The following is a 26,826-nucleotide window of genomic DNA, read 5'->3' on the forward strand; positions in this document are numbered from 1 at the left end:
GTATAAATGAGAAAAATACTGTTGAAAACTGAAAGACTAATTTCAAGAATTAAATTAATAAAGTCTGAGCTTTTTTTCCCTTTCAAGTTGGCCAAAGAAACTCCAGAAAAAAAGAATGTAATCTTTATCCTTCCAGTCCAGAAGCACCCTGCTGGTGGAAGTATTGTTGCTCATCACCATTCGGATACAATAAATAAAATAAATCTCAACGGTATTGAATCACAAGTACTTTATCCTCTTAATCCGCTCCACAATATCGAGCAATTCGTTCATAACTCACAGTTCAGAAGAAATTGCAGACTTAACGCGAGAAGTGATTTTGTTATGATTCCCGAGATAATGGTTGCACGATATGCTTCCAAACTGAAGAAACTTGGTATTAAGTATGGAATTCATGTTCAAAATGGCTATTCGATCGGTGTTGAAGTAATGGCCAAAATCGTTAGTTTTGATGAATTAAAAAATGCATATGGAAGAGCAGAAATCGTCATTGGAAACTCAAACGATACAATTGACAACATCAATATTATATTCCCAGAAATTTCCGAAAAAATAATCCGATCTTACTTTGTTATAAACAAAGCAAAATACCAACCCATTGAGAACAAAAAAAATATCATTACTTATATGCCCAGAAAGCTGGGTAAACATAGTGCTCTTGTGCTGCTTTTCCTGGGCGATAAATTACCAGCTAACTGGTCAATTAAAGCTATTGATGGTGTAACGGAACAAGAAGTCTACGATATTTTTTATGAATCGAAGATTTTCCTGTCCTTTAGTGAGTTTGAAGGCTTGGCGATGCCTCCGGCTATGGCAGCAATGTCAGGCAATAGAGTGATTGGTTACACGGGGGAAGCCAATAAAGAATATTTTCATTTACCTTGTTTTGAAGAAGTTCATTGCGGCGACATTAAAGACTTCGTCAGAAAGATTCTCGCTGCAGTTGAGCGTTTTGACAGAGGTGAAGAAACTCTTGATTTAGCATCGATAGACTATCTTAAAGATCTTTTTTCAGAACAGCGGCAGCAGAATTTTATTCGTGAACTGGTCGAAAAGGTAGATGAAAAGTTGCCATTGTCATGAGTCCAGAAATAGATTTGTTGATTGTCATCATCAACTATAAAACTCCAGAAATGACCTGTGATTGTCTGGCTTCGCTTTCGCCAGAAATAGCTAATCTAAACATCCATGTTGTTGTTGTTGACAATGATTCAAAAGATGACTCTGTAAAACAAATCCAATCATGGATGGATAAGAACAATGCTGAACAGGTACACCTGATTCCTTCGGAGTTCAATGGAGGTTTTGCTTTTGGCAACAATCTCGGTCTCTCTTTTATAAATGCACGCTATTATCTTTTACTGAACAGCGATACAGTTGTTCGCAAGGGCGCTATTGAAACTTTACTTGAAACGATTAAGACCAACGAATCAGCAGGTATTGTAAGTCCAAGGCTGGAATGGTTGGATGGCAAACCTCAACAAAGCTGCTTTAACATGCATACCCCTGTAAGTGAATTCTTATCTGCGGCCAAAACAGGTTTTTTTAGCAAACTGTTTAAAAAGTATGTGGTTGCCAAGCCTTTGGAACATACATCCAGTTATTCAGACTGGACCAGTTTTGCCTGTGTGATGATCCGACAAGAAGTCTTTAAACAGATTGGCCTGATGGATGAGGGCTTTTTTATGTACTTTGAAGATGCAGAATTTTGTCATCGCGCCAGGAAGGCTGGCTGGAAAATACTTAATAATCCCGAAGCACATGTTGTACACCTCCGTGGCGGCAGCTCTCCAGTAAAAAAACAGACGCAACTCAGAAAACGCTTACCGCTTTACTATTATGAATCCAGAAGCCGATATTTTTATCAGATTTACGGACGTTCCGGGCTGTTTATGGCCAATATTCTTTGGTGTTTCGGCGCGACGATTACCCGATTGAGAAGTCTGATTTCATCGAATTACACCCCAGATATCTCTGAGAAACAATGGCAGGATATCTGGACAAACTTTTTTAATCCACTTAAAAAGTATACGCATCCAGATGACTACAAGAAAACCTGATTTCATCATTATCGGCGCAATGAAAAGTGCGACCAGTACGTTGCACGAACAACTTGCACTTCAACCAGATTTTTTTATGTCTACGCCAAAGGAGCCATACTACTTCAGTGACGACGAAGTGTTTTCCATGGGCCGGGATTGGTACCTGAACCTGTTCAGTAACGCAGAGCCTAATCAGCTGTGTGGCGAGTCCAGTACCCATTACACTAAGTTGCCTGACTATCCAGACACTATTACACGGATGAAATCAGAATTACCCAATATAAAACTGATATACGTTCTAAGACACCCTGTTGAGCGGCTGATTTCGCATTATATTCATCAGTGGTCACAGAATATTTTTCGCTGTGATATTAATGAAGCAATAGACCGATATGATGAGCTTGTAAATTACAGCCGGTACGCTTATCAAATTCAGCCGTATATTGACGTCTACGGACGTGACAATATTTTGTTTGTCTTTAATGAAACTTTACGAGTCAGGCCACAAGCTGAGCTGGAAAGAGTGGCGAAGTTTTTGGGAATAGCACCTCAACGGGTAAAGTGGCATGAAAATCTTTCTGAACAAAATGTTTCAAGCCAGAGGGTGAGACGTTTTAATGGTTATAACGTATTAGTTGAATCAGCTGTAATGACGTGGTTGAGAAGGCGGCTAATTCCAAAAAGTTTCAGAACACGGGTGAGGGAATTCCTGTCGATGCGAAAAAAACCCACGATATCATCTTCAAATATCGATCAATTGAACCGGATTTTTGATGACGATTTAGCTAAGCTAAGTAAAATTCTGGGGCAGGAGTTCAAAACCGCTACATTCAGTGAAAATGCAATCACTTACGCATCGGAGAAGGGGTCTTCATGAGCAACGATATAACAGGCATTTCTTCAGAAGTCGCAGACTGGCAAAGAGAAAAACCAACAGGTTTTTGGATGCCTAATCGTAAATTGCTTAAATCAATAAGAGACTATAACGCCCATAATCAAAGAAGAACATTGTTGTCAGCTATGCTTAAGCGTTTTGCTGTACTGAGATACCGTTTCTGGTCGGTAATTACAAGTGCGGATATTCCATTGAACAGTCAGTTGGGTGGTGGCTTGTCAATCCCGCATCCCAATGGGATAGTCATCCATCCATCAAGCCTTATCGGTGTCAACTGTCTGATTCATCAACAGGTGACAATAGGTGTGAAACGAGGCGACCCTGGAGCACCCATAATAGGTGGACATGTTGATATTGGCGCTGGGGCAAAAATTATAGGCAATATTACCATTGGGGAGCATGCTCTTATCGGTGCTAATGCCGTGGTAATCAAGGATGTACCCGCATATGCTATCGTGGCGGGCATTCCTGCAAAAGTTATCGGCTTTACACAAAAAGTTGAACCATGAGCTCAAAACGATTTGTCTCAAACATCGGAGGGGTTGTCATTGGTCGAAATGAAGGGCAAAGACTGATCCGATGTCTGCAATCCTTAGCTGATATAAACCGTATTGTCTACGTTGATTCAGGTTCGACAGATGGCAGTGTCAAATCAGCAAAAGAACTCGGTATAGAAGTAGTTGAGCTGGATACCAATGTACCTTTCACGGCTGCTCGCGCCCGTAACACGGGTGTTAATTATTTATTGCAGAAATATCCAAATATTGAGTTTATTCAGTTTGTTGATGGTGACTGTGAGGTAGCTGAGGACTGGATTGAGCTCTCAAGCCATTTTCTCGGCGAGAATCCCGACTATGCGGTTGTTTGTGGACGTCGTCGTGAAAGGTTTCCACAAGCAAGCATTTATAATCAGCTTTGTGATATTGAGTGGAATACTCCAATTGGCGAAGCCTTGGCTTGTGGCGGCGATGCACTTGTTCGAGTTTCCGCTTTCAATCAATTGAAAGGTTATCGAGATTCAATGATCGCTGGTGAAGAGCCGGAAATGTGTTACCGCCTGCGACAAGCTGGTTGGAAAATTTACCGTATTGATGCAGAAATGACACTGCATGATGCTGAGATGACCCATTTCGTGCAGTGGTGGAAGCGCAATGAACGAGCAGGACATGCTTATGCTGAGAGTTATTCTTTGCATGGGAAAGAACCAGAAAATTTTCGAAAAAAAGAAACCCGAAGTATTGTTATCTGGGCGGCAGTCATCCCAATCATTTTTCTTCTTTTGAACTGGGTTGAGAGTAGTTTTTTCTTTTTATGGTTGTTATATCCTCTCCAAATACTGCGATTAGGGCTTCAGTATAAAAATAAGTTGGGTTCGTTAAAGCATAGTTTCATTTACGCGACATCTAACGTTTTGGGTAAATGGCCCCAGTTTGTGGGCGTTATAGCTTTTTTAAAAAATTATGCTTATGGAAAGCAGGGTGGTTTAATTGAATATAAGTAGCTCAATTTAAGTTTCTATCCGACTCTTCATTCTGAATAAAGCATAAGCAGCTAATAAACCTACAAAAGGTATTATTGGAAAATGATACCGGTCTCCAGAGGCAATAATGGTATGTAATGCTGTATTGTATGAAATTAAAGCAATGATGGGTGTGGTAGTAATGGCATTATAAAATCCATCTGACCGAATTATCCGTATTCCTCCATAGATAGCTAACAAGACTAAGAAAATCCAATAACCTGAGCTCATTAATTTAAGTGGTAGCACTGTTTTATCCAGTCCTTGTTGTTTTATACCCTCGATGTTCCAGTTCACACCAATATTTTCAGAACGAAAATAGTCCACAAATCGTTTTGCTAATCTCTTTGCAAAAATACCTGGCTCTTCTTTGATATGTTTGATGGCCTCAGATTTAAAGTAATCAGCTCGCTCGGTTTCTGAATCAAATTCTAGATCTTTCGGCAGTGGCATGTATTCACCTGTGGAATCAGGATTGTTACCCATCCAGAAGACAGGACCGCCGTTGGTAGAGATCAGAACAAACTCATCAAATAAATCATAGTTTCGTGCTGCCCATGGCGCAATCAAAATAGTCATTGTGATCACGATAATTATGGACGAACTAAACAATTGTTTAAAATCAAAGCCACGTAGAAAGCTTAAGCCAATCAGGATAAAAGGAATTAATAAGGCTATTGGACGGACATATGTTGCAGCAACAAAAAAGATAGTGCCAATAATCCAATTAGAAAGCGTGTTCGATTGTGATCGATACCAGAAAAATAAACCTAGCAAAATAAACACATTGAATATGGTTTCACTTGCCAAAATCGTAGTGAACTGAATTTGAGAGGGCCATATTGCGTAGAGGATACCAACAATATAGGCTGTTTGTTCATTAAACCAGAGCCGAGCCAACGCCATCATTAAGACAAGTGTTAATAAGCCGACTATTAAATTGAACACAGCTATGACGAAGAATGATTCACCAAACAGTGTGTAAAGGAAAGCATAAATAGCTGGGGTACCCACAGGCCAATAAGCCGTGAGGTTTCCTGCAGGAAAAGCATAGCCGTTACCACTACTAATACTCTTGGCAAATTCGTGATACATTACCGAATCAGATACTGGTATCACTGGGATTAGTAAAAGCCAAAGAAGGCGTAATGCTAATGCAATCAGAACAATGTATAAGGTGTTTTTTGCATATGGTGTCATCAATGTATCTTTCATCACTCAGCTACGTCCCTGTCTAATAAATTCAGTAGTTTTATTGTAGACGTAAATTGATTAACGAGTAAAACAGAGAATCTTTTGTATGATTGTCGATAAGGACATGCCCCCACTTTTTGTGGATCTGGATGGAACACTAATTTATACGGACTTGTTGTTAGAAGTTAGTTTAAAGTTTTTAAAACAAAACCCATTAAACATTTTCTTACTAATCGGCTGGTTAACGAAAGGTAAGGCGAATTTAAAACACAAGCTTGCTGAGCGAGTAGAAGTTAATGCTGCCACACTTCCTTATAACCAGGACTTCTTGGTGTTCCTCAAAGAGCAGCGTGAACAGGGTAGAAAGTTATACTTGGCAACGGCTAGTCATCAAAATCATGCGGATGCTATCGCTGAGCATCTGGGGATTTTTGATGGTGTGTTGGCCACTTCAGCCACATTTAACATGAAAGGCGAGAACAAATTAAAACACTGCCTGGAAGTTTCTCCAAGGTTTGCCTATGCAGGCAATGAGACATTTGATTTCTGCCTATTTGATAAGGCTGATGAATCATTTTTAGTTAATCCCACTGCGTCAGCGTTACGATTATCAAAAAAAAGGCCAGTGACACGTGTATTTGACAGAAAAATCAATAAACTGAAAATTGCATTAAAAGCCATGCGGGTACACCAGTGGCTGAAAAATACACTTATTTTTGTGCCAGTATTTGTATCATCGCTCTATCTCGAACCAGCGGTTTGGGGGAATGCGCTGATTGGGTTCCTTTTATTCTCTTTACTTGCCTCGGCAACCTATCTTTTAAATGATTTACTTGATATAGATGCCGACAGAGCACACCCTCGAAAATGCTTGCGACCTATTGCTTCAGGCATGTTACCTATTCAAGAAGCCATCCTATTAGCAACCGTTCTGATTATTGTCACCTTGATTGGGTCGATTGTTTTTACCAATACTGCATTTCAATTATCTATTCTGGCTTATCTGATCCTGACGCTTCTCTATACTTTTGTTCTTAAAAGCTATGTGATTGCGGATGTGATATCTCTGGCCAGTTTATTTACCATCCGTATTATCGCCGGAGCCATGGTGATTGATGTTGTACTGTCTTTCTGGTTGCTAGCATTTTCCATGTTTACGTTTTTCAGCTTGGCGCTGGTGAAACGGTGTGCTGAATTAAAGTTATTATCTAAAGTTAATAAAGATAAAGCCACTGGAAGAGATTATCAGGTTGATGATTATTACTTGATGCAAAGCTTTGGTGTGACATCAGCTTTTATTTCATTGTTACTGATGGCCTTTTATGTTCAAGTCTCAATGGAAGGCCAAGATTATTCAATGCCAATATTGTTATGGGCAACATTACCTGCTTTTGCTTATTGGTTTTTACGAATGTGGTTGAAAACCAATCGAGGCGAAATGCATGACGATCCAATTGTTTTTTCAATTAAAAATAAAGGAAGTCTTGCTACCATTTGCTTCATATTAACTATTACTTTGTTGGCTAAACTTTTATGAGTTATCTTACGTTATTAATGATTTTAGCCAGCGTAATGTTATCGGTTGCCGCTCAATTGTCTTTAAAAGCTGGGATGGGGAGACTAATCTTTCCTGAAACGTGGGTCTCATTTGAAACTGCCGGGCTGGTTTTGAATCGGTTCGTGATATTGGGTTTATTTTGTTATGGCATGAGTATGGTGTTTTGGCTTTACGTTTTAACAAAAGTAGAAGTGAGCCGAGCCTATCCTTTTGTTGGACTTGGTTTCGTTGGCACAATGCTTTTTGCTCACTTTTTATTACATGAACCGATCACTATTCAAAAATTGATTGGCACAATGCTTGTTGTTTCTGGTGTATTTCTGCTTGCCCGATAAACAATAATATTTTACCTATAGAAAATTGATAGGAAGTTTTATGAGTTATTTACTAGTTTCTCCATGTAGGAACGAAGCCGCGTATATGCGCATTACTTTGGATAGCGTGGTGAATCAAACGGTGCAGCCAGACTCCTGGGTTATTGTGGATGATGGCTCTACTGATCAAACGCCAAATATTCTGGCTGAATATACAGAAAAGTATCCATTTATAAAAGTTATTACTCGTGAAAACCGAGGTCATCGCAGTGTAGGGCCTGGTGTTATTGAGGCATTTTATCATGGCTATGATCAGGTGGATGTTTCTCAATTTGATTATGTTTGTAAGCTGGATTTGGATCTGGATTTACCACCCAGATACTTTGAAACGTTGATCGAACGTATGCAGCAGAATCCCCGGATTGGCACATGTAGTGGCAAGGCCTATTTTCGTGATAAAAAAACCGGTGATTTGATAAGCGAAAAATGTGGTGATGAAATGTCGGTGGGGATGACCAAGTTTTATCGACGCACCTGTTTTGAAGCAATTGGTGGATTTGTTCGTCAGGTTATGTGGGATGGCATTGATTGTCATAAATGTCGTCAGCTAGGCTGGATTGCAGTAAGTTGGGATGAGCCTGATTTACGCTTTATTCATTTACGGCCAATGGGATCAAGCCAGCAAGGTATTGTTACTGGGCGCATGCGTCATGGATTTGGTCAATATTTTATGGGAACCGGCCTTACCTACATGACAGCATCATCGATCTTTCGAATGTTGCATCCTCCCTATTTTCTTGGCGGTGCGGCCATGTGGTGGGGCTATATGAAAAGCCTGCTGCAACGTAAACCACGGTTTGAAGATAAAGAACTGGTCAAGTTCATTAATAAGTATCAATGGCAGTGTTTGTTGAAAGGGAAGGCAAGAGCTACTGAAGAATTAAATCAGCAACGCGCCACTGTCTGGAAAAACGTTTAATCTGAGCATAATTTAGTGAACTTAACTTAATGGATGACTTTTAATTTATGAACTTGGCCTATCTGACGACGGAGTACCCAGCAGTTAGTCATACTTTTATCAGGCGTGAGATTATCGAGCTTGAAAAGCGAGGTCATAATGTTCAACGGTTTTCTATAAGACAAGCATCAAAATGTATTGATGAGCAAGATATTATTGAGCAGCAAAAAACAATTTATCTACTAACGAGCAATAAGCTAAAAATGTTACTAACAACATTTTTTTTGTTTTTGAAATCCCCTGTTAGAAGTTTTAATACTTTAAAAAAACTGTTCTTGTTTAGTCGACGTAGTGAGCGAGGACATATTAGACATATTGCATACTTTGTTGAGGCTTGTGTACTCTTAAAGTATCTATTAGATAATAATTTAAAACATATTCATGTTCATTTTGGAACTAACGCTACTGCCGTGGCGTATGCTGTCCGGCTTTTGAGTGGGAAAAAAATTACATATTCTTTTACTATCCACGGCCCAGACGAGTTTGATGCTCCTATCGGTTTAAGTTTGAAAGAAAAAGCCATAGAAGCCTCTTTTGTGGTTGCGATATCAAATTATTGTGCATCACAAGTGAAGCGTTGGATTCCAGTTTCCAGCTGGCCAAAAGTGCAGGTAGTTGGGTGCACTGTTGACTCGTACTTTATGGGGGATGAAAGTGTTGATTACGCCGATACCAAGACTTTTATATGTGTTGGTAGGTTATCGGCACAAAAAGGCCATTTTATACTGATCGATGCGCTTGAAATACTTATAAATGAAGGAATAGAGTGCCAACTTGTGCTGGCTGGTGATGGTGAGTTGAGGGGAGAGATTGAAGCGTATATCACTCAAAAAAAACTTGATAAATATGTGACTATTACAGGCTGGGTGACGGGCAATGATGTTAGAAATTTGATTCTTTCAGCTAGAGCGATGGTGTTACCCAGTTTTGCAGAAGGGCTGCCTGTTGTGATTATGGAGTCATTTATTCTTAATCGACCCGTAATAACTACGCATATAGCTGGTATCCCTGAGCTGGTAAAGAATGGTGAGAATGGCTGGCTGATCACGCCAAATGATTCTGTGCAACTGGCTGAAGTAATGAGTAAATCACTTAATATGACCGCAGATGAGCTGTTAGAAATGGGTAAGCGCGGTTATTCTGCAGTAACATCAAATCATTTGGTAAGCACTGAAATTCCAAAGCTGGAGCGGGCGCTGGCTACCATTCATTAATTAGGGAAATAATATGTGTGGAATTGTGGGTGCAATAGGCTTTGTAGATAATTTTATCTCAGAAAAAATTCATTTAATGAATGAATTACAAAAGCACCGGGGACCAGATGGGGAAGGTGTTTGGGAGCATAAGCTTACCCAAAAAAATCAAGGCGTTATTTTTGGTCATCGGCGTTTAGCTATCATTGACTTGAGTCAAGACGGACATCAGCCAATGATTGATGTGGTTTCTGGAAACGCTATTACCTTTAATGGTGAAATTTATAATTATCGGTCTTTAAGAGATGAACTTGTTGCTCAAGGTGAGTCCTTTAAAACCAAAACGGATACTGAAGTTCTTTTGGTTGCATATCGACACTGGGGTGAAAGCTTTGTTGGAAAATTAAGGGGGATGTTTGCTTTTGCGCTATGGGATGCCAGTAAAGATGAAGTCATATTTTGTCGTGATAGGCTAGGTATAAAGCCTCTCTATTATTACGAGAAGCAAGATCAAAATAGAACGCTGTTATTTTCTTCTGAGTTGAGAACACTGTTAAAAAGTGGTCTTGTGCCTAGAAAATTAAATCCAGAAAGTATGCAAAGTTATCTTTGGAATGGGTTTGTTGCGTCTAAAGAGTCAACCATTATCAAGGATATAAAAACGCTGTCTCCCGGGTTCAGCATGAGGGTTTCTGCTTCTTCAGGTGAAATTATTTCTAAGTATAAATTTTGGAGTCTCCCAAAAAGTTCCTCTTCACCTCAGTCAACGGTTAGTCGTGTTTCAACGGTTTTTGAAGAAACCATGCAATTGCATATGCTGAGCGATGTTTCACTTGGAATTTTTTTATCTGGTGGGGTTGATTCAAGTGCGGTTGCAGCAGTTGCTAAGAGCCAGGCCGATACACAGGTTTCAACATATAACCTGTCTTTTGATGAAGCATTATTTGACGAAGCAAAGTATGCAAGGCAAGTTGCGCAGTCATTAGGCACCGACCATCACGAAATTAAATTAACCCAATCCGATTTTAATCAGAACTTTACAGCAGCATTTGAGAGTATTGATCAACCAACATTTGATGGAATCAATACTTTTTTTATTAGTAAGGCAATTAAAGACGCAGGAATCACGGTCGCTCTGGCAGGAACTGGAGGCGATGAATTATTCGGTGGTTATTCCAGTTTTAGAGAAGTCCCCAAGATTACACAAGTGGGGAACATCATTAATCATGTACCAGAATGTTTGGCTAATTTAACAGCAGGTGCGTGGAATAAAATTATGGAATTAAAGTATGGCTCAGTGCCGCCACAGACAAGGTGGGGAAAGTTGGCTGATTTGATTAGAGTTAAAGGCAATACGATAGGGGCTTATCAAACTTCTTATTCACTATTTACCAGTGAATTTCAAAATAAGCTTTCAGCTCAAAAATCAGAGAATATTAAGTTTGGGGTAGATAAGGCTCTATATGCGACTTTATCTGAAGACATCGTTAATTGTTCAACTTTAGAATCAATTTCTAATCTTGAGCTAAACATGTTTATTGAACAGCGATTGATGAGGGACACAGATGCTGCGAGTATGGCGACATCACTTGAAGTAAGAGTACCTCTACTAGACCACGTATTCATTGAGTCAGTTGCAGGTTTATCTCCAGAAACGAGATACCAACCTCTTGGAAAAAAACAAGTGTTAAGAGATCTTGCTGCTCGATATATAAATCCTGATATCTTTGAGCGACCCAAATCAGGCTTTGTATTACCTTTGGATGTTTGGTGTAAAAGCTCAATGGAAGAGAAAATTTCAGAATTATTTAATGATAAGGATTTGTGTTCATCAATAGGGTTAAATTCTTCATTGCTCTATGAGCTACTAGTAGCATTTAAAAGAAATCAAGCTGGTATATATTGGACTAGAATCTGGTCCATTTATATTTTGTTGGCATGGTGTAAAAAGAACCAAGTTTCTTTGTACTAATAATTAAGAAGTCAAACAAACTTAAACTTAAATGACAATTCCATCTTTCACATGCCATCCTCTGTATTGCTTCAAAGTAGTGTATGTGATGGTAGATAAAAACGCTGCCAAATTCTATGATGATCGATTAAAGAGTATCAAAGGAGTGTTCATTAAAAGATAACATCTAGATGAATTCAAAATATTGAAGCATCTTGGTAAGCAGACAATCTTTGTTAAGCTTTTAATCGAATCATCATCTTTAAGCTTTAATCTTTGCATTATTTGATGATAGGATTAATCAGGTAGTGTAACCACTGGATAACTATTATTTAATAGCACCTATTACTTGAACAGCTCAATTAAATACATCCTCAGACTGGGTATGTGCATGTAGTATTAATGTTTAGAGTGGGAAAACTTTGTAAGTTTAACAAACACAATTTTAATTACTTACGCATGGAATAAACACATGGAGTTTCGTCAATTATTTCGAACCAGTCTTACACTTCTGGGGCTGGCTTTTATCATTACCGGATGTGCTCCTGGAAATATTTCCAACCGTGATATCGCTCTCAAACCACTCTCGCTTGAAAAAGACATGATCCTGGATGAGTCATCTGAAGTATCTGTTTATAAAGCTCAATACCGAATCGCAACGGGTGATGTAATAGAAGTTAAGTATCCTTTCAGACCCGAGTTTAATGATGAATACACAGTAAGAACCGATGGAAGAATATCATTACCATTTATTGGTTCTATTCTTGCCGCAGGGAAAACTCCTGAAGAAGTACAACTCCTGATCAATGACTTGTATTCGGATTGGATGGCGGATGAACCGGATATTGAAAAGAATAAAGAATACCGCATTCAAGTATATGACCAGATAGAAATCAAGTTTCCCTATCACTCAGATTTTGATGAACTTGTTATAGTCAGACCAGATGGCAAGATTTCATTGCCTCTGGTTGGCAGTTTATTTGTTGAAGATAAAACTCCTGAACAACTAAACAAGGAATTAAAGGAGGCTTACGAGGAGCATCTCCTGCAGCCTAATTTAGTCGTCATAATTCGCGAATTCAGTGAAAATAACTTTTATTTAAATGGTGTCAAAACCAGAGCAAAGGTTAAAGGCCTTGAAGACATCGTTGTGGTTGTAAGAGATGAAACACCCATGCAGGTTTTTGTCGGTGGTGAAGTGCAACTACCAGGCTTTTTTCCTTACACGGGGCCTGTAACAGCATTGCAGGCGATTATCATGGCTGGTGGCAACAGAGACACGGGTGAAATGCGCCAAGTTGCCATTATTCGCAAAGGCAGTAATGGCGAGAATCCAAAATTGATGTTACGTAACCTCAATCCTCAAATTTCTTCCAATGATGATAGTGATATGCCTGTTACTTTAGCCGCTTTGGGCGATGTGACCTTACAGCCCAACGATATTGTTATAGTACCAAAATCGAATATTGCCAAGGTTAACAACTATCTGGATCAATATCTCTACACGTTAATTCCGGCATTAAGGAACAGCTCATTTGGATTTATTTACAATCTTAATCCTGTAGATAAGTTCGAAAATGTGAATACAGGCCAATAATACACAAGGAATCCAGTCGTGGAACCGATTTTCAGCAGTGCAGAAAAGGAACACCAGAGTTCTTTCAGTCGGCGTGATCTTTTCAATATTGTTTTCAAACATAAATATGTCATTCTGATTACTTTTTTGCTGGTCAGTATTTTAGTCTGGTGGGGTATTTTCTCTTTGCCACCTGTTTATACCTCTACCGGTAAAGTCCTGATTAAGACAGAGCAACAGGGTAACCCGATGTTTTTTTCCGGAGTCGCCGCTTATCAGGAACAGCAGCAGTCGGATCCCGTTAACCGTAAAATGGAAACCGAAATGCAATTGGTTGAAGCGAGACCGATTGCTGAACAAGTTGTAGAAGAATTGCAATTGGGATATTGGGACGTATATCACAAACCTTATGTGCATTTACTTCGTCCTGTTGCGGATTTTTATGACGAAATCATGCTGGAAAAATTTGGTATTCCCACTGATCCAGAGAAACGAGGATTCAGTGATACGGTCACTGAGTTAATAAAAAGTATTTCAATTGCACCTGTGAAAAGTAAAAGTTCAGAAACAACTTCTAATATCGTGCAGTTAGAGCTCAAAGCACCGAGTGCTGAATTATCAACCGTAGTTCTGCAAAAAATCATGGAGGTTTATCGTGATCACGATATCCGTATTAAGCAGGAAGCCGCTGAACGCGCATACAGTATAGTCGAAGCTAAAACTACTGATGCTTACCTTGATTTGATTGCTGCACAGGAAAATTTAGAAAAGCTACTGTCGAATCAGGCGAATAACTCGATTAAAAACACCATAACTACGCCAGGGGATACCGCTACAATCGCTTTGTTAAAGGAACAATTGATTGAGCGAGAAAAAGAACTGACTGATGCCAGCGTGATATACAAACCGGGCAGCGAGCGAATTGCGAACATTCAAAAAGCGATCAGAGAACTTAAAGCTCGTATTAGTGCTGAGAGTAATCAATTTGCTGAGACGGATACACGATTAATTACCTTAGAGCGTGAAGTGACGTCGGCTGAAACGGTTTACCTGGAACTGAAAAAACGTATGTCGCAAATCGAACTCTATATGGAAATGAATGAGCGTCGACTGGGAAATCGCATTATTGTCGAGCCGGCAATTAAACCCCGGGAATCGAGCTGGAAAAAGGATATTGTTTTAGCTGTGTTAGGCTCTTTTGCCGGTTTGGTGTTGGGCTTAGGTATGGCAGGATTTCGTGAATATATGGATCATACTGTTAACAGCAAGGATCAGGTCAACCGGTTATTCGGTATGGATGTTTTGGGAACGGTGGACTGGATCGATAAGCTGCCAGAAAAAAATATTCCCGACCTGACAGGATGGAGACTTCTGCATGAAACTTTCTCGCACTGAATCCACGTTCCAGAAAATGACCATTCGTTTGTTGTCACGGTTGGAGAAAAGTGCTGTTCCATCACAACATGGAAAGGTGGTCTATGTCACCAGTGCTGGTGATCAGGAAGGTAAATCGTTTATCTCTGCTTCATTAGCAAGCCATGCAGCTTCGATCACGGATAATCGTGTATTGTTGATTGATGCCAATATGGAGTCTCCAACATTACATCATTTTTTTGATGCGAATGAAGAGGCTGGTTTATCAGATGTCTTAATAGATAAAGAGTGGCAATCAATTCCTTATCAAACAACTGATCTGGATAATTTGTTCCTACTGTCTGGAGGAGGGCAAAGACGTCCCGGGTTGTTATTTAAACAGCATGTTATGGATGCGTTTTTAAACACCGTTAAAAGCCAGTATGACCTGATAATTGTCGACTCAGCAAGCATAATTCGAAGCGGTGCCAATAGCCTTGCCAATCTTGCAGATGGGATTGTGATTGTGATTGATGCCAGTGCCACTCGAAAGCAGGTTTTGGATTTTGCATTAGGTGAATTAAACGTTTCCGAAGACAAAATTCTTGGTGCGGTGCTAAACAAGAAGCTTCGCTATATTCCTCGTTTTATATACGATAGGGCCTAGGGCTTGTTTGTCTTTCTTCTTTGCCTCTGTTATGAGCTGAAAAAGCGTCAATCAAGGCACGAGAAGCGTCTTTTAGTTATTCTAAATAAGCAACGAGCAAAGCTTCCGCATCCTGCTCACGCCCCTGACCTACATCCAGGTAGGCCACGCAGTTCGGCGCTTTTTCAGTCACAGCCCGTAGGACTGGGACTATTTTTACGGCCGCCAGCGGTGGTGGATATGAAAGATAAACAAGCCTTAATTTTAGCTCATGGATAATCCAGCAAGTCGCATACAGCATTACCCTCTTTGGTATCTGCCTTTGGCAGGTATCTTTGCACTTATATATGTCAGTTTAAGTGCGCTCAGTTTTACCTGGATTGTGTTACTTTTTCTGGCGCTTTGTTTTGCGGCAGGGGCATTCTGGTTTAAAGATATTCAAAACGTTCTTTTTTTTGGGTTTGTTTTTACCAGTTCGATTTCATTGACGAAAGCGTTGATTGTGGAAGGAGGGATTTATACTCCGGGTCTTTCAGTAACGTTGTCTGATATTTTCTTGATCCCACTATTATTTTTATGGCTTTTTGATAAAAAAATTGTACATGGAGAAAAAATTTATTGGAGTAAACTGCATTTTTTACCATTGATTTTTCTCTTGTGGTCATGGGCAACGATGGCGATATCAGAAGACAAACTTGCCGGTTTTTTTCTATGTATCAGCTTTACCAAGTATTTTGTTATTTTCGTTTTTTTTGCTGATTATGTAAAAACCCCACGTCAAATCCGGTTGATTTTCTATGCGTTTGGATTAGCTATGTGTGTCCATTTCATGATGATGTTTCTAGAACTTATGGTGGGTAATATTATTGATCTCCAGGGAGCAAAAACTACAACAACTGGTACCAGTTTGGTCTTTGCTGAGGCTGGAGGTGTGCATGCTTTTAGACCTTCGGGTTTTATGGGACATCCAAATGCACTGGCTGATTTAATGGTTTTTTTATTGCCTCCCATGCTGATGATGCTGATACTGGGGCAAAGTAAGATTGGTAATGTTCGATGGATGGCTATATTAGGGCTCTTTGTTTTTGGCATTATCGCACTGTTATTGACACTCTCCCGAGCAGGCTGGATATCGTTTACTGCGGCTGTTTTGTTCATGCTATTTATCGGCTACAAACGCGGTGTTGTTATGCGTAAATACATTAATATGCTCTTTGTTATTGGTGGCATTTCAATAATCATAGCCGTTATGGTTTTTCCTACGATTTATTTACGTATCACAGAGAGTGACGAACGATCTTCTGAGTCCAGATTGGCAATGATGCATCAGGCGGCTTTGATTATTCAGCGAAATCCTGTTGTGGGGGTCGGTATTGGTGGTTATAACCGTGCAGCTCGTGCCAATATACCGGAATTTTTTGCTCACTTAAGTCCGTGGTTTCAGGATGAGTTACTAAAAGGGGTAGTTCACAATAAATATTTGTTAGTCATGGCGGAAATGGGAGCTATCGGTTTGATCATTTTTGTGCTGATGCTCTGGCGCTTCATAATGATTGTACCGAACGATCGTCAGTGGTCAGACCCCGTACTTTTTGCTCTTGCTCTGGGCGTTACCGCGAGTATCTTTGGGCAAAGTATTTTTTATCTTTTTGATCATTTTTATGCTGATCAACGCATTACGCTCAGTTATTTGTTTTTTGGTTTACTTACTGCGTTGTTAAAAATTAAAACAGTGCAAAACCGTGATTTAATAACCACTTCAAAAAATGTGAGCCATTAGCGAATGAGCATCAATCTGAAAAAAATTATTAAAAACTTTTTTTCAGTCTCAATGATGCGTCTGGCAACTGCAATGCTTTCATTCGTTTTGTTTACCATTTTGGCTCGGAATTGGGGGGCTGAAATGTTGGGTGAATTCAGTACCTTATTCACGTATTTTATGTTCATTCTTCAGCTTCCACTTTTGGGGTTACATATTGTCCTTGCTAGGCGAGTGGCAACTGAACCGGACACAATAAGTTTGCAGTTTACCAATGCATTGGCAATTGCCATGCCTGTTTCATTAGGGTTAATGCTATTGATCGGGGGGATTGGGTTAAATCTTTATCCTGAAAGTATGCATAACGCTTTTTGGCTTGTAGGGTTATCCAGTTTGCCAATGGCTTTTGCTGTTGCTGCTGAAGCCGTGTTGACCGGAAAAGAGAATATGCATGTTATTGCCTGGGTCAATATTATCGAAACGGTTCTCAGGGTCGTTATCTGTTTAATACTGGTATGGATGGGGTATGGCGTCACTGCCTTATTTTTAGCTTTTTTGGGCGCGAAGCTTCTGGCTGTTTTCATTTATTGGTTTAGAGGTGGTTTGAAAGATGAATTTGAGATAAATTTTTTTAATCTCACAGAGATCATTGCATATCTACGACAAAGCCCAATGTTTTTTGGGATTTTGATTTTATCCGTCGGTATTGGTCGTTTTGATTTTATTTTTCTGTCATTGCTGGCGAGCATGCAGGATGTGGGGATGTATTCTCCTCCGTTTAAAATTTATGAGATGGGACTGATGGTTCCAAGTGTACTGACATTGGTGTTATTTCCAGTATTTTCTCGCATGTTTACGGATTCACAAAAGAACTTCGAACAGCTTTACCAGACAATGTTTCAGGTCACGTTTATATTTGGACTTCCTTTAGTACTCATTTTAGCGTTGTCGGCAGATTGGATTGTACCGTTGATTTTTGGATCAGGATATGTGGCTGGCTCTGGCGTGTTGCAAATTCTGGCTTTTGCAATCTTATTTATCGCGATGGATCAAGTTCTTACCGTAGTGGTGCTTGCGGCTCATCGTGAAAGCCTTGAGTTGAAAATTCTCTGCGTTAGTTTCGCTGTTTATCTCATAATGCTTTTGGTTCTCATTCATTTTATGAGTTTTTATGGGGCTGCACTTGCGACATTATTGACGACTCTTTTTAAATTCATATTACGTTACGTATGGCTTTACAGGGAAATGTCACTGCCCTCTGTACTGGGGGTGTTGTTCAAGCCGTTAATTGCCGGTGGTCTGATGCTTGGCTGTGTTGTGTTGTTGAAACCAATCAGTGGACTGTTTATTGCGTTATTTTGCTCGTTTATCTTTTATTGGTTGATCTTGTTTTTGACTAAGGCTGTTTCAGCGAAACAATTACAGTCCCTTAAGCAGTTAATGGTGAGGTGACTGAGTAATGAAGATATTGCATATTGATCCAGATGATATCGATAATCCGCTAAGTGGAGGGGGGCCAATCCGTAACCATGAGATATATAAGCGCTTAAGTCAACGTCATGAAATAACCGTTCTAACGCCAACGTTCGAAGGCTCTACACCTGAAAAAATTCGTGATGGTATTCGTTACATCCGATTGGGCCGAAAAGTGCGTAACCATGGTTCATCTCATCATATAACCTTCTTTTTCAGCCTGCCGGCTGCAGTTAGGAGATTGGAATATGATCTGTTGGTCGAAGATTTTATGCCGCCTTTTTCGGCTACGTTAAATCCTTTATTTGCTAAAGCTCCTGTTATTGCTTCGGTTCAATGGTTTTTTGCCAGACAACTGGCAAGTCAATACAAGTTGCCATTCCACTTTGGTGAAAGATATGGTGTTAGGCTGTATAAAAATATGATTGTTTTAACTGAACAGATGAAAAAGTTGTTATTAGAACGCCATTCGAAAGCTAATATTGCTGTAATTCCCAATGGTGTTGATGAGTCTCTGTTCTCGGAGTCATTGGTTCATGGTGATTACATCCTTTATCTTGGTCGGCTGGATATTGAACAGAAAGGCATTGATTTATTGTTACAAGCCTATCTAAAAGTGCCTGAATCCATCCGGTTGCCCCTTTATCTTGTAGGGCATAGTTTTCAAAAGCCATTAATTGACAAGTTGATTGACGAGATGGGCTTACAGCCATGGGTTTCTTTAGTTGGTAAGGTTGCCGGAGAAGAAAAGCGTCGCTTGATTAGCCAAAGTCGATTCGTTTGTGTTTCTTCAAGAGAAGAGACCTTTGGTATGGTCATAACGGAAGCCTGTGCTAGTGGTAAACCGGTCATACTGTTTGATAAAGCTCCAATGAATGAAGTGGCTTCTCCGGCTTGTATTCGTGTTCCAGCTTTTGATGTTGACGCCTATAGCCGAGCTATTCAAACGTTTATTAATCTTTCTGCTCAGCAAATGCAACGGAAATCTCTAGTTGCAGCTAAATGGGCCCAACAGTTTTGCTGGGATGATATCGCCAACCAGCAAGAGATGTTTTATCAGTCTGTGGTTGAGGAACAGTTATGAGTATTTCTTGGAAAGAAACCCGTGCAAGGATTAAAGCAGATAAAGCCCGTTTGAAAATTTTTTTTGAACGGGATGGGGCTGGAAAACCGCTTCTTTTGATAATGAACAATTCTTTTCTCTGTATTTATCTGCATAGACTCTCTCACTACTTTTTTGATAGAGGTAATCGAGTTTTAGCACGCTTTTTTTGGCATATAAACTTGATTCTTACAGGGGCGGATATAAGTCCGCTTTCTGACATAGGGGGCGGTTTTATTGTTCAATATCCATTATGCCTCGTGATTGTCGGCAAGTTTGGTGAAAACTGTACAGTAGAAGGGCATGGAGGCGTTGGAGGTGGTAGAGATGTTAAAGACATTGGTGCAGGACCCGGATTACCAGTGGTCGGTAACAATGTACATCTGGCAATGGGGTCTTTTATATTAGGACCAGTTAGCGTCGGTGATGATGTACATGTGCAGCCTAAGTGCTTTATTACCAGAGATGTACCTGATGGGGCTGTAGTAGAAGTTCGTGAGCCAAGAAAGCGTGTTCAAAAAAGTGGTACTGGTGATGACCAGCAGGATGTCGGCCTATGACGACCTCTTTACCTTTAAAAGCGTTGATTAAGCAGGATATTGTTCAATATATTAAATTTTCAGCAGATTTTTCTGGAGAAAGTTACAGTAAGTTACGCATGCTCAGTGCTCTTTTGACTCCTTCTGTTATGTGCAGTTCTTTTTATCGTCTAGCGCACTGGTTTTATCGACGTAAACTTTTAATGATTGCCAGACTGATTTCGCGAATTAATTTTCTTATACATAAAGCAGATATCAGCCCGGCATCAGAGATTGGCCCGGGGCTATATATTCCTCATACTCCTGGCGTTGCTTTTTATGGTCATGCAGGTAGACATCTGACCCTTTATGCGCGGGCTATTGTCGTAACAGAATCGATTCATATCGAGCGACATCATCAAGTGAATGATGCACCAGAAATCGGCAATAATGTAATTGTAGGAGCTTATGCCGTGGTTAAAGGAAAACTGACGATCGGTGATAACTCGACGGTTGGTCCAAATTGTTATTTAAATGAGTCAATTCCTGCGAACACGACCCTTTACAACGCTGAAAAAATCAACATTATCCTTGCAGATGTTCAAAAGGATACTTAATGCAGCTTTCAATAATAATTGTTAACTGGAATGTCTGTGAGTTGTTAAAAAACTGCTTGCTGTCGGTTTATCAGCAAACATTATTATCAGCCGATGAGTTTGAGGTGTTTGTTGTTGATAATGCTTCTTCGGATGGCAGCGTCGATATGGTCAAAGAGCTGTTTCCTCAGGTACATTTGTTTGCAAATAAGACAAATGTTGGATTTGGCAAAGCAAATGATCAAGTGTTGGCATATTGCAAGTCAGATTATGTGCTATTGCTTAATCCTGATACGGTGGTGATAGATCATGCTATTGATAAACTACTTTCTCACGCACATTCTATGCCTGATGTTGGCGTTATGGGTTGTCGATTACTAAATCTTGACCATTCACTACAACGTTGGACTGGAGGGGCATACCCTTCATTAACTAATGTTGCCCGACATTATTTGTTTCTAGATTTATTGATTCCTGAAAAATGGAGACCTCCTTCGTTGTATCTGGACAGAGATATTCCAACTGATGTGGAGGTAGACTGGATCTCCGGCGCAGTGATGTTACTGAAAAAGTCTGCTCTGGATGGTTTTATATTCAATGAAACTTTTTTCATGTACGGCGAAGATATGGAGTGTTGTCACCGTTTGAAACAAAATGGTTGGCGTATCGTTTATTCTCCAGTTTGCTCGATTATCCATATTCAGGGAGCGAGTATGAAAAAGCAGGAAGGTGAGATACTTTTAAGTTCATTAAAAGGGTTACGGTCTTTCTATAGTATGCTGAATAATGGAAAATTTGTCTGGCTATTGGATTGGATTACATTGACCGGCTTCTTCATTCGGTGGGGGTGTTACTCGGTATTGTCTTTGTTGCGAAGAGGTCGGGGATATAAAGAAAAAGCCATCTCAAGCTGGCAATATATTCAGATTACCCGAAAAATTATTAAGCAAGAAATGGATACGCAATAACATCAGTAAATCATGATTCATTAATCAAATGCATGCTAAACGTAGATTGAGGTTTTATGCGGCTAGGGATTGACATACATACTGTTGGAGCAAGGCAAACGGGTAATGAAACATATATTCGTAACCTTATAAAGGCAATGCTTGCTTCTGATGAAGGACAACACGAGTATTTTCTATATCAAACTAAAGAGGTTGCGTTGCCTGAGTGGATGTCAAAAGCAACTATCAGAAAAGTAACGCCACATAATCCTTTATTACGTATACCGTTTGGATTTCCATTGGCACTCAAAAAAGATCAAATTGATGTTGCTCTGTTTCAGTATGTTGTGCCACCAGTGATGCCGTGTCCTGTCGTGACAATGGTGCATGATATTTCTTTTGAATATTTTCCTGAGTTCTTTAATCCACTATCACGAAAACGAATGCAGCTTTTGATTCCATTTTCGGCAAGAAAAAGTGCTCATGTTCTCACCGTTTCAGAGTTCTCCAAGCGTCAGATAATAGAAAAATACCGTATACCCGAGGATAAAATATCGGTGACTTATAATGGGGTTTCTGACATCTTTCGACATGTAACTGATGCTCTCTGGCTGTCACATGTGTTGCAAAAGTTTGGATTGGACCAGCCCTTTATTCTTGCTGTTGGGAATTTACAACCGCGAAAGAATATTGAAAGATTGGTGCGTGTATACGCACAACTTCGTAAAAAAGACCTTATTCAACATGATTTGGTCCTCGTTGGACAAATGCACTGGCAAGGGCATGCCATCCTTAATGAAATTCAGAAACATGGTATTGAAAAACATGTAAAAACAACGGGGTATGTCAATGATACAGAGCTAGTGGCTCTCTATAATCGAGCAGACGTTTTTGTTTATCCATCTCTTTATGAGGGATTTGGCTTACCGATAATAGAATCAATGGCCTGCGGTACTCCGGTCATTACCTCCAATGTGAGTTCAATTCCAGAAGTTGCTGGTGAAGCGGCTTTGTTGATTGATCCTGCTAGTGATCAAGAGCTGTCAGATAGTTTAGTTCGGTTGGTGACAGAAACTAAATTGCAGGATGAATTGATTCAACTCGGCTTTTTACAAGCCAAACGTTTTGACTGGAAAATTACCTCCGAACAAACAGTATCAATACTTCAAAAGGCAGGATGAACGATGGTAGCTTTGAAAACGCTTGAACAGAAGGTGAATGGCTTTGGCACCTTGATTCAAGGTGAAATAACCGAGTTGTTTAATTCAACGACCGATGAGTATGCTTTCGAACAAATGGCCGGGAATATTGATAAAACCCGATCTTATATTTTGCCGTTGATCAAACAATGCCAAGCGAAAAGTGTACTGGATGTTGGGTGCGGTGTTGGCACTATGGTCAATGAGCTTTTTAAAGAAGGGCTTGATGCATATGGCGTTGATTTAATTACGCTTGGTAAATATTGGCAAGAACAAGGTTTTGATCCTGAGCGTTATTTTTTTGTGGATCCATACAACCTGCAATTACCTTTTCAGGATAATACGTTGGATTTTGCCTTTACATTAGGTGTGATTGAACACATAGGAACTTCTGATGGTCATGCTGACAGGCTTCCGAATTACCATGAAATTCGTGCAACTTGGCTGAAAGAAATATACAGAGTGATTAAACCGGGTGGTTATATGCTTATCGGAGGTCCTAATCGTAAATTTCCTGTTGACACAGCCCACGGGCCAGATTCAAAAGCATCTAAGCTGGAGTTAAAACTCACGAAGTTAAGTGGTGCAACTATACACAAAACCTGGGGAGAAAATTTTTTGTGGGCGTATTCAGATATTGATAACTACCTTTCTGGATTACCTTATGAAATGCGTGCTCAGAGTGTAAAAGGCTATGTTTATTTTTCAAGGGTTCCAAAACCCTTCCGACTTTTGTCAAAGTGGTATATTGATTTTATGCCAAAGTTTATGTTGAAAACCGGCTTCAATCCATGGGTGATGGCGTTAATACAAAAAAATAATTAAATTAAGCCAGCGATTCCAATTATGAGGTATGGATATGCTCAATATTATAACCAAATATAGTGCACTACCGAGTCAGACTACTAAGCGTGTGGTGAGTTTTGTTTCAGTCATATTCATTGTGTTGGTTCACTCAGCGTGCTCTGCAAACGAGACAGCGATACCAGTGACTGTTGAGATTGACGCCTCACAAACGTATCAGATTAACCCTTATTTACTAGGCAGTAATTTGCAATGGGTGGATAGAGGTGACGGTATTCTCTTATCTGATGGGGTTACCCCAGATTCTGACGTTATTGATAAAGCAAAAAAAATGGGGGTGAGTGTACTTCGCTATCCTGGAGGCTCGTTGGCTGATCTTTATCACTGGAAGGATGGAATGGGTGAGATACAAAACCGAGGCACTAATAAACGCTTTCATGGTGATGGAGACGACAAGATATTACTGGGGACTGCAGAGTTTTTAAACATAAGTAAAAAGCTTGGCGCCACTCCAATTATCACAGTGAATTTGATTACTGGAACACCGGAGGAGGCTGCTGATTGGGTAAGAATGACCAATATAGAAAGAGTACGCTATCAAGACGAAATTTTACCAAAAGTGGTTTACTGGGAAATTGGTAATGAACCGTATTTGATTGATGATAATCAAAAGCAACTGGCGATTTCACCTAAAGATTTTGCCTCTCGAGCAGATACTTTTATTAGTGCTATGAAGGCTGTTGATCCGACCATAAAAGTTGGTATTCCTTTGCGCAGTGACAAGTTAGTGGGGGTGCCAGCAACTCCTTTACCTGGCTATAATAAAACGGTACTGGAAGGCGTTACTGAGCGTATTGATTTTGTCAGCGTCCATAATGCCTACTATCCTTATATCCATGCTGAAGTACCTGAATATAGCCAGATTTATCTGGCCTCAATGGCCGCTGCCGGGTTGGTTGAAAAAAATTTCCAACAGACTCGACAGGAGGTGAACCAATACCGTTCAGAAGATAATATAAAAATTGCTCTGACTGAATATAACGCCATGTTTACATTAAACGGTGGTGAATCTGATGGCTTCATTGCTAGTTGGATGGGGGCGATGTATTTGTCAGATTTATTAATGAATTTGAGTCGAATGCCCGACCTTCTAATGGCAAACCATTGGTCACTGATAGGAAATTGGTATTTTGGTGCTATTGGGCTTCAAGGAGAAAAGCGGCCAGCTTTTTATGTGCTAGAAGCTTTCAATCAAATTATGCGGGGTAAGTTTTTGCAAACAGTGACTTCTTCTCCCGGGTTTAACTCACCTAATGTGGGATTTGCTCCAGCCCAACAAAATGTTTCGTTTCTAAACAGTGTCAGCACTCTTGATGATAACGTTTTAAGAATACTGATACTGAATAAGCATCCCATGGAAAAAGCGAACGTAAAAATCAATATCCAAGGTTATACAGGTATAAACACTGTGAAAGCGGATTCATTAACAGTCGATAGTATTTTTCATTACGATACTGCTGAATCGAAGGTCAGGTCGAAAACCATAGACACCAGACATTTAAATAACCAAGTTGAATTATCGTTACCACCACATACCTTGAATATAATAACAATAGAGTAGGATCGAGCTCTTCTAAAAGAAACCATGTTGTCATAATTTAAGGAATAATCATGGCAGAGGATCGAATAAAAAGTGTTGCTATTCTGGGGATACGGGGCCTACCGGCTGCACATGGTGGTTTCGAAACCTTTGTAGAATACCTGGTACCTGTACTGGTCAAAAATGGTTGGAAAGTAACGGTTTATTGCCAACATATTGGGACCGGACCTATTTTTACCAGCAAATACAAAGGTGTTGAGTTAGTACACATTCCTGTTAAAAACGATACGCCATGGAGCACTATCATTTTTGACTGGAAAGCCACTAGACATGCATGCCGATCTCAATCTTTATTGTTGACGTTAGGATACAACACCGGCTTTTTGGCTATTTATTGTCGAATAAAGAAAGTTTATAACGTAATTAATATGGATGGAATCGAATGGAAGCGCGGTAAATGGTCTTTGCCTATCCGTATTTGGTTTTATCTCAATGAGCGTATTGCTTGTCTCATGGGGGATCATTTAATTGCTGACCATCCTGAAATCAAAAAGCATCTTCAAACGCGTGTTAGTGTGGATAAAATTACCATGATTCCTTATGGTGCTGAAAGTGTTGAAACGGCTAAACCGGAAAAATTAAAGCCTTTTGGTCTGCAAACAAATAACTATGCAGTGGTTATTGCCCGGCTGGAACCGGAAAACTCAATACTGGAAATAGTCCAGGCCTTTTCACAAAAGCCACGAGACTATGATCTGGTGATTTTGGGTAATATCTTTCCAGAACAAAATGATTACCACGGTAGAATCAAGCGTGCGTCAAATGACAGAGTCAAATTTCTGGGAGCAATATATGACCCAGAGGTTGTCCAGTCTTTAAGATACTATTCTCGTGTTTATATTCATGGACATACGGTTGGCGGAACAAATCCATCCCTTGTTGAAGCTTTGGGTGCAGGATGCTGTATTCTGGCTCACGAAAATGCTTTCAATCGTTGGGTAACTCAAGAGCAGGTGCTTTATTTCAACAATATCAAAGATTGCAGTGATAAGTTGGATTTAATCTTTAGAGATGATGAATTAAATACAATGTTGAAATTATCCAGCAGACAGGTTTTTCATAAAATGTTTGAGTGGTTACCGATTTTGAAACAATATGAAAAGCTATTAGAGATCAAACTAAAATATGCGCTAAATAAATCACTGCTTATAGAAAACTCATCATCAAGCTTGAAGTGAATAATAAATGACGATTATTGATAAATTAAGCACTACCCGCTTGAATACTATCACTAATGTCTTAAACCAAACATGCAACTGTTTACTTAGCGATTTTCGTTACGAAGCTTTTGAAATTTCATGATAAGTAAACAAATGATAGTTATTTTGTTGCATTGGGCAAATTAATGCGACTTGGATATCTTGTTCTGAAGGTTTTAATTTATCAGGTAGTTTTATATCCAACGAAATCCTTCAACGACCCAAAAACAGGGCAGAAAAAACACATTTAAGTACATAAACCATTAACCCCAAAAAGATCTGGCTAAAGGAGCCTCAGAAAGATTTATGC

The 26,826-nt window shown here is 39.7% G+C and carries 24 protein-coding genes; 23 read left to right on the plus strand and 1 reads right to left on the minus strand.

The genetic code is table 11. The annotated features are described in order from the left end of the window. Positions 1-6 precede the first annotated feature (6 nt). Genes Q7A_RS06895 through Q7A_RS06915 form a run of 5 tightly spaced genes read left to right on the plus strand, consistent with a single transcriptional unit; the run spans position 7 to position 4,438 of the window. A complete protein-coding gene (locus tag Q7A_RS06895) occupies positions 7-1,083 on the plus strand; it encodes a glycosyltransferase (protein WP_014706619.1) in 1,077 nt (358 codons plus the stop codon). After that, positions 1,080-2,060: a glycosyltransferase family 2 protein gene (locus Q7A_RS06900; protein ID WP_014706620.1), complete on the plus strand. Its 981-nt coding sequence runs from the start codon at positions 1,080-1,082 to the stop codon at positions 2,058-2,060. The genes Q7A_RS06895 and Q7A_RS06900 overlap by 4 nt, the downstream gene beginning before the upstream one ends. Further along, the gene (locus Q7A_RS06905) at positions 2,041-2,919 is read left to right on the plus strand and encodes a sulfotransferase family protein (protein WP_014706621.1); all 879 of its coding nucleotides are present in this window, start codon (positions 2,041-2,043) and stop codon (positions 2,917-2,919) included. Before Q7A_RS06900 ends, Q7A_RS06905 begins: the two co-directional genes overlap by 20 nt. Next, positions 2,916-3,446 carry a serine O-acetyltransferase gene (locus Q7A_RS15515; protein WP_014706622.1) on the plus strand — a complete coding sequence of 177 codons (531 nt, stop codon included), beginning with the start codon at positions 2,916-2,918 and terminating at the stop codon, positions 3,444-3,446. Before Q7A_RS06905 ends, Q7A_RS15515 begins: the two co-directional genes overlap by 4 nt. Next, positions 3,443-4,438 (plus strand): glycosyltransferase, encoded by a 996-nt coding sequence (locus Q7A_RS06915; protein ID WP_014706623.1) that lies wholly within the window; start codon positions 3,443-3,445, stop codon positions 4,436-4,438. The genes Q7A_RS15515 and Q7A_RS06915 overlap by 4 nt, the downstream gene beginning before the upstream one ends. A 6-nt stretch (positions 4,439-4,444) precedes the next feature. Here Q7A_RS06915 and Q7A_RS06920 read toward each other — a convergent pair whose 3' ends face one another. Continuing rightward, the gene (locus tag Q7A_RS06920; RefSeq protein ID WP_014706624.1) at positions 4,445-5,671 is read right to left on the minus strand and encodes an ArnT family glycosyltransferase; all 1,227 of its coding nucleotides are present in this window, start codon (positions 5,669-5,671) and stop codon (positions 4,445-4,447) included. A gap of 85 nt (positions 5,672-5,756) precedes the next feature. Here Q7A_RS06920 and Q7A_RS06925 point away from each other — a divergent pair, with 85 nt between their 5' ends. From Q7A_RS06925 to Q7A_RS07010, 18 genes are all read left to right on the plus strand, one after another. Further along, on the plus strand, positions 5,757-7,187 hold the full coding sequence (locus Q7A_RS06925) for a UbiA family prenyltransferase (protein ID WP_014706625.1): 1,431 nt from the start codon (positions 5,757-5,759) through the stop codon (positions 7,185-7,187). Continuing rightward, positions 7,184-7,543, plus strand: coding sequence for an SMR family transporter (locus tag Q7A_RS06930; RefSeq protein ID WP_014706626.1), 360 nt, complete (start codon positions 7,184-7,186; stop codon positions 7,541-7,543). Before Q7A_RS06925 ends, Q7A_RS06930 begins: the two co-directional genes overlap by 4 nt. Before the next feature lie 40 nt (positions 7,544-7,583). Beyond that, a complete protein-coding gene (locus tag Q7A_RS06935; RefSeq protein WP_041354439.1) occupies positions 7,584-8,501 on the plus strand; it encodes a glycosyltransferase family 2 protein in 918 nt (305 codons plus the stop codon). Positions 8,502-8,548: 47 nt separating this feature from the next. Then, positions 8,549-9,754, plus strand: coding sequence for a glycosyltransferase family 4 protein (locus Q7A_RS06940; protein WP_014706628.1), 1,206 nt, complete (start codon positions 8,549-8,551; stop codon positions 9,752-9,754). Between the two features lie 13 nt (positions 9,755-9,767). Next, positions 9,768-11,705: an asparagine synthase (glutamine-hydrolyzing) gene (asnB, locus tag Q7A_RS06945; protein WP_014706629.1), complete on the plus strand. Its 1,938-nt coding sequence runs from the start codon at positions 9,768-9,770 to the stop codon at positions 11,703-11,705. Positions 11,706-12,156: 451 nt separating this feature from the next. Then, a complete protein-coding gene (locus Q7A_RS06950) occupies positions 12,157-13,281 on the plus strand; it encodes a polysaccharide biosynthesis/export family protein (protein ID WP_014706630.1) in 1,125 nt (374 codons plus the stop codon). Positions 13,282-13,299: 18 nt separating this feature from the next. Next, positions 13,300-14,655, plus strand: a complete 1,356-nt coding sequence (locus Q7A_RS06955; protein WP_089418516.1) for a GumC family protein — start codon at positions 13,300-13,302, stop codon at positions 14,653-14,655. Further along, a complete protein-coding gene (locus Q7A_RS06960) occupies positions 14,636-15,280 on the plus strand; it encodes a CpsD/CapB family tyrosine-protein kinase (protein WP_014706632.1) in 645 nt (214 codons plus the stop codon). The genes Q7A_RS06955 and Q7A_RS06960 overlap by 20 nt, the downstream gene beginning before the upstream one ends. A 250-nt stretch (positions 15,281-15,530) precedes the next feature. After that, the gene (locus Q7A_RS06965; protein ID WP_014706633.1) at positions 15,531-17,039 is read left to right on the plus strand and encodes an O-antigen ligase family protein; all 1,509 of its coding nucleotides are present in this window, start codon (positions 15,531-15,533) and stop codon (positions 17,037-17,039) included. A 3-nt stretch (positions 17,040-17,042) separates the two neighbouring features. Then, the gene (locus Q7A_RS06970; RefSeq protein ID WP_014706634.1) at positions 17,043-18,470 is read left to right on the plus strand and encodes an oligosaccharide flippase family protein; all 1,428 of its coding nucleotides are present in this window, start codon (positions 17,043-17,045) and stop codon (positions 18,468-18,470) included. Between the two features lie 7 nt (positions 18,471-18,477). Then, entirely contained in the window at positions 18,478-19,575 is a 1,098-nt protein-coding gene (locus tag Q7A_RS06975; protein ID WP_014706635.1) for a glycosyltransferase family 4 protein, read from the plus strand. Continuing rightward, on the plus strand, positions 19,572-20,153 hold the full coding sequence (locus Q7A_RS06980) for a serine O-acetyltransferase (RefSeq protein ID WP_048480982.1): 582 nt from the start codon (positions 19,572-19,574) through the stop codon (positions 20,151-20,153). The genes Q7A_RS06975 and Q7A_RS06980 overlap by 4 nt, the downstream gene beginning before the upstream one ends. Next, entirely contained in the window at positions 20,150-20,728 is a 579-nt protein-coding gene (locus tag Q7A_RS06985; RefSeq protein WP_014706637.1) for a serine O-acetyltransferase, read from the plus strand. The genes Q7A_RS06980 and Q7A_RS06985 overlap by 4 nt, the downstream gene beginning before the upstream one ends. Beyond that, positions 20,728-21,675, plus strand: coding sequence for a glycosyltransferase family 2 protein (locus Q7A_RS06990; RefSeq protein WP_014706638.1), 948 nt, complete (start codon positions 20,728-20,730; stop codon positions 21,673-21,675). The genes Q7A_RS06985 and Q7A_RS06990 overlap by 1 nt, the downstream gene beginning before the upstream one ends. 56 nt (positions 21,676-21,731) lie before the next feature. Beyond that, positions 21,732-22,835 carry a glycosyltransferase family 4 protein gene (locus Q7A_RS06995; RefSeq protein ID WP_014706639.1) on the plus strand — a complete coding sequence of 368 codons (1,104 nt, stop codon included), beginning with the start codon at positions 21,732-21,734 and terminating at the stop codon, positions 22,833-22,835. Positions 22,836-22,838: 3 nt separating this feature from the next. After that, positions 22,839-23,678 (plus strand): class I SAM-dependent methyltransferase, encoded by an 840-nt coding sequence (locus Q7A_RS07000; protein WP_089418517.1) that lies wholly within the window; start codon positions 22,839-22,841, stop codon positions 23,676-23,678. Between the two features lie 163 nt (positions 23,679-23,841). Next, entirely contained in the window at positions 23,842-25,278 is a 1,437-nt protein-coding gene (locus Q7A_RS07005) for a hypothetical protein (RefSeq protein WP_151903902.1), read from the plus strand. 50 nt (positions 25,279-25,328) lie between these two features. Further along, positions 25,329-26,495: a DUF1972 domain-containing protein gene (locus Q7A_RS07010; protein ID WP_014706642.1), complete on the plus strand. Its 1,167-nt coding sequence runs from the start codon at positions 25,329-25,331 to the stop codon at positions 26,493-26,495. Positions 26,496-26,826 lie beyond the last annotated feature (331 nt).

The organism is Methylophaga nitratireducenticrescens (assembly GCF_000260985.4).
GTDB classification, from domain to species: Bacteria; Pseudomonadota; Gammaproteobacteria; order Nitrosococcales; family Methylophagaceae; genus Methylophaga; species Methylophaga nitratireducenticrescens.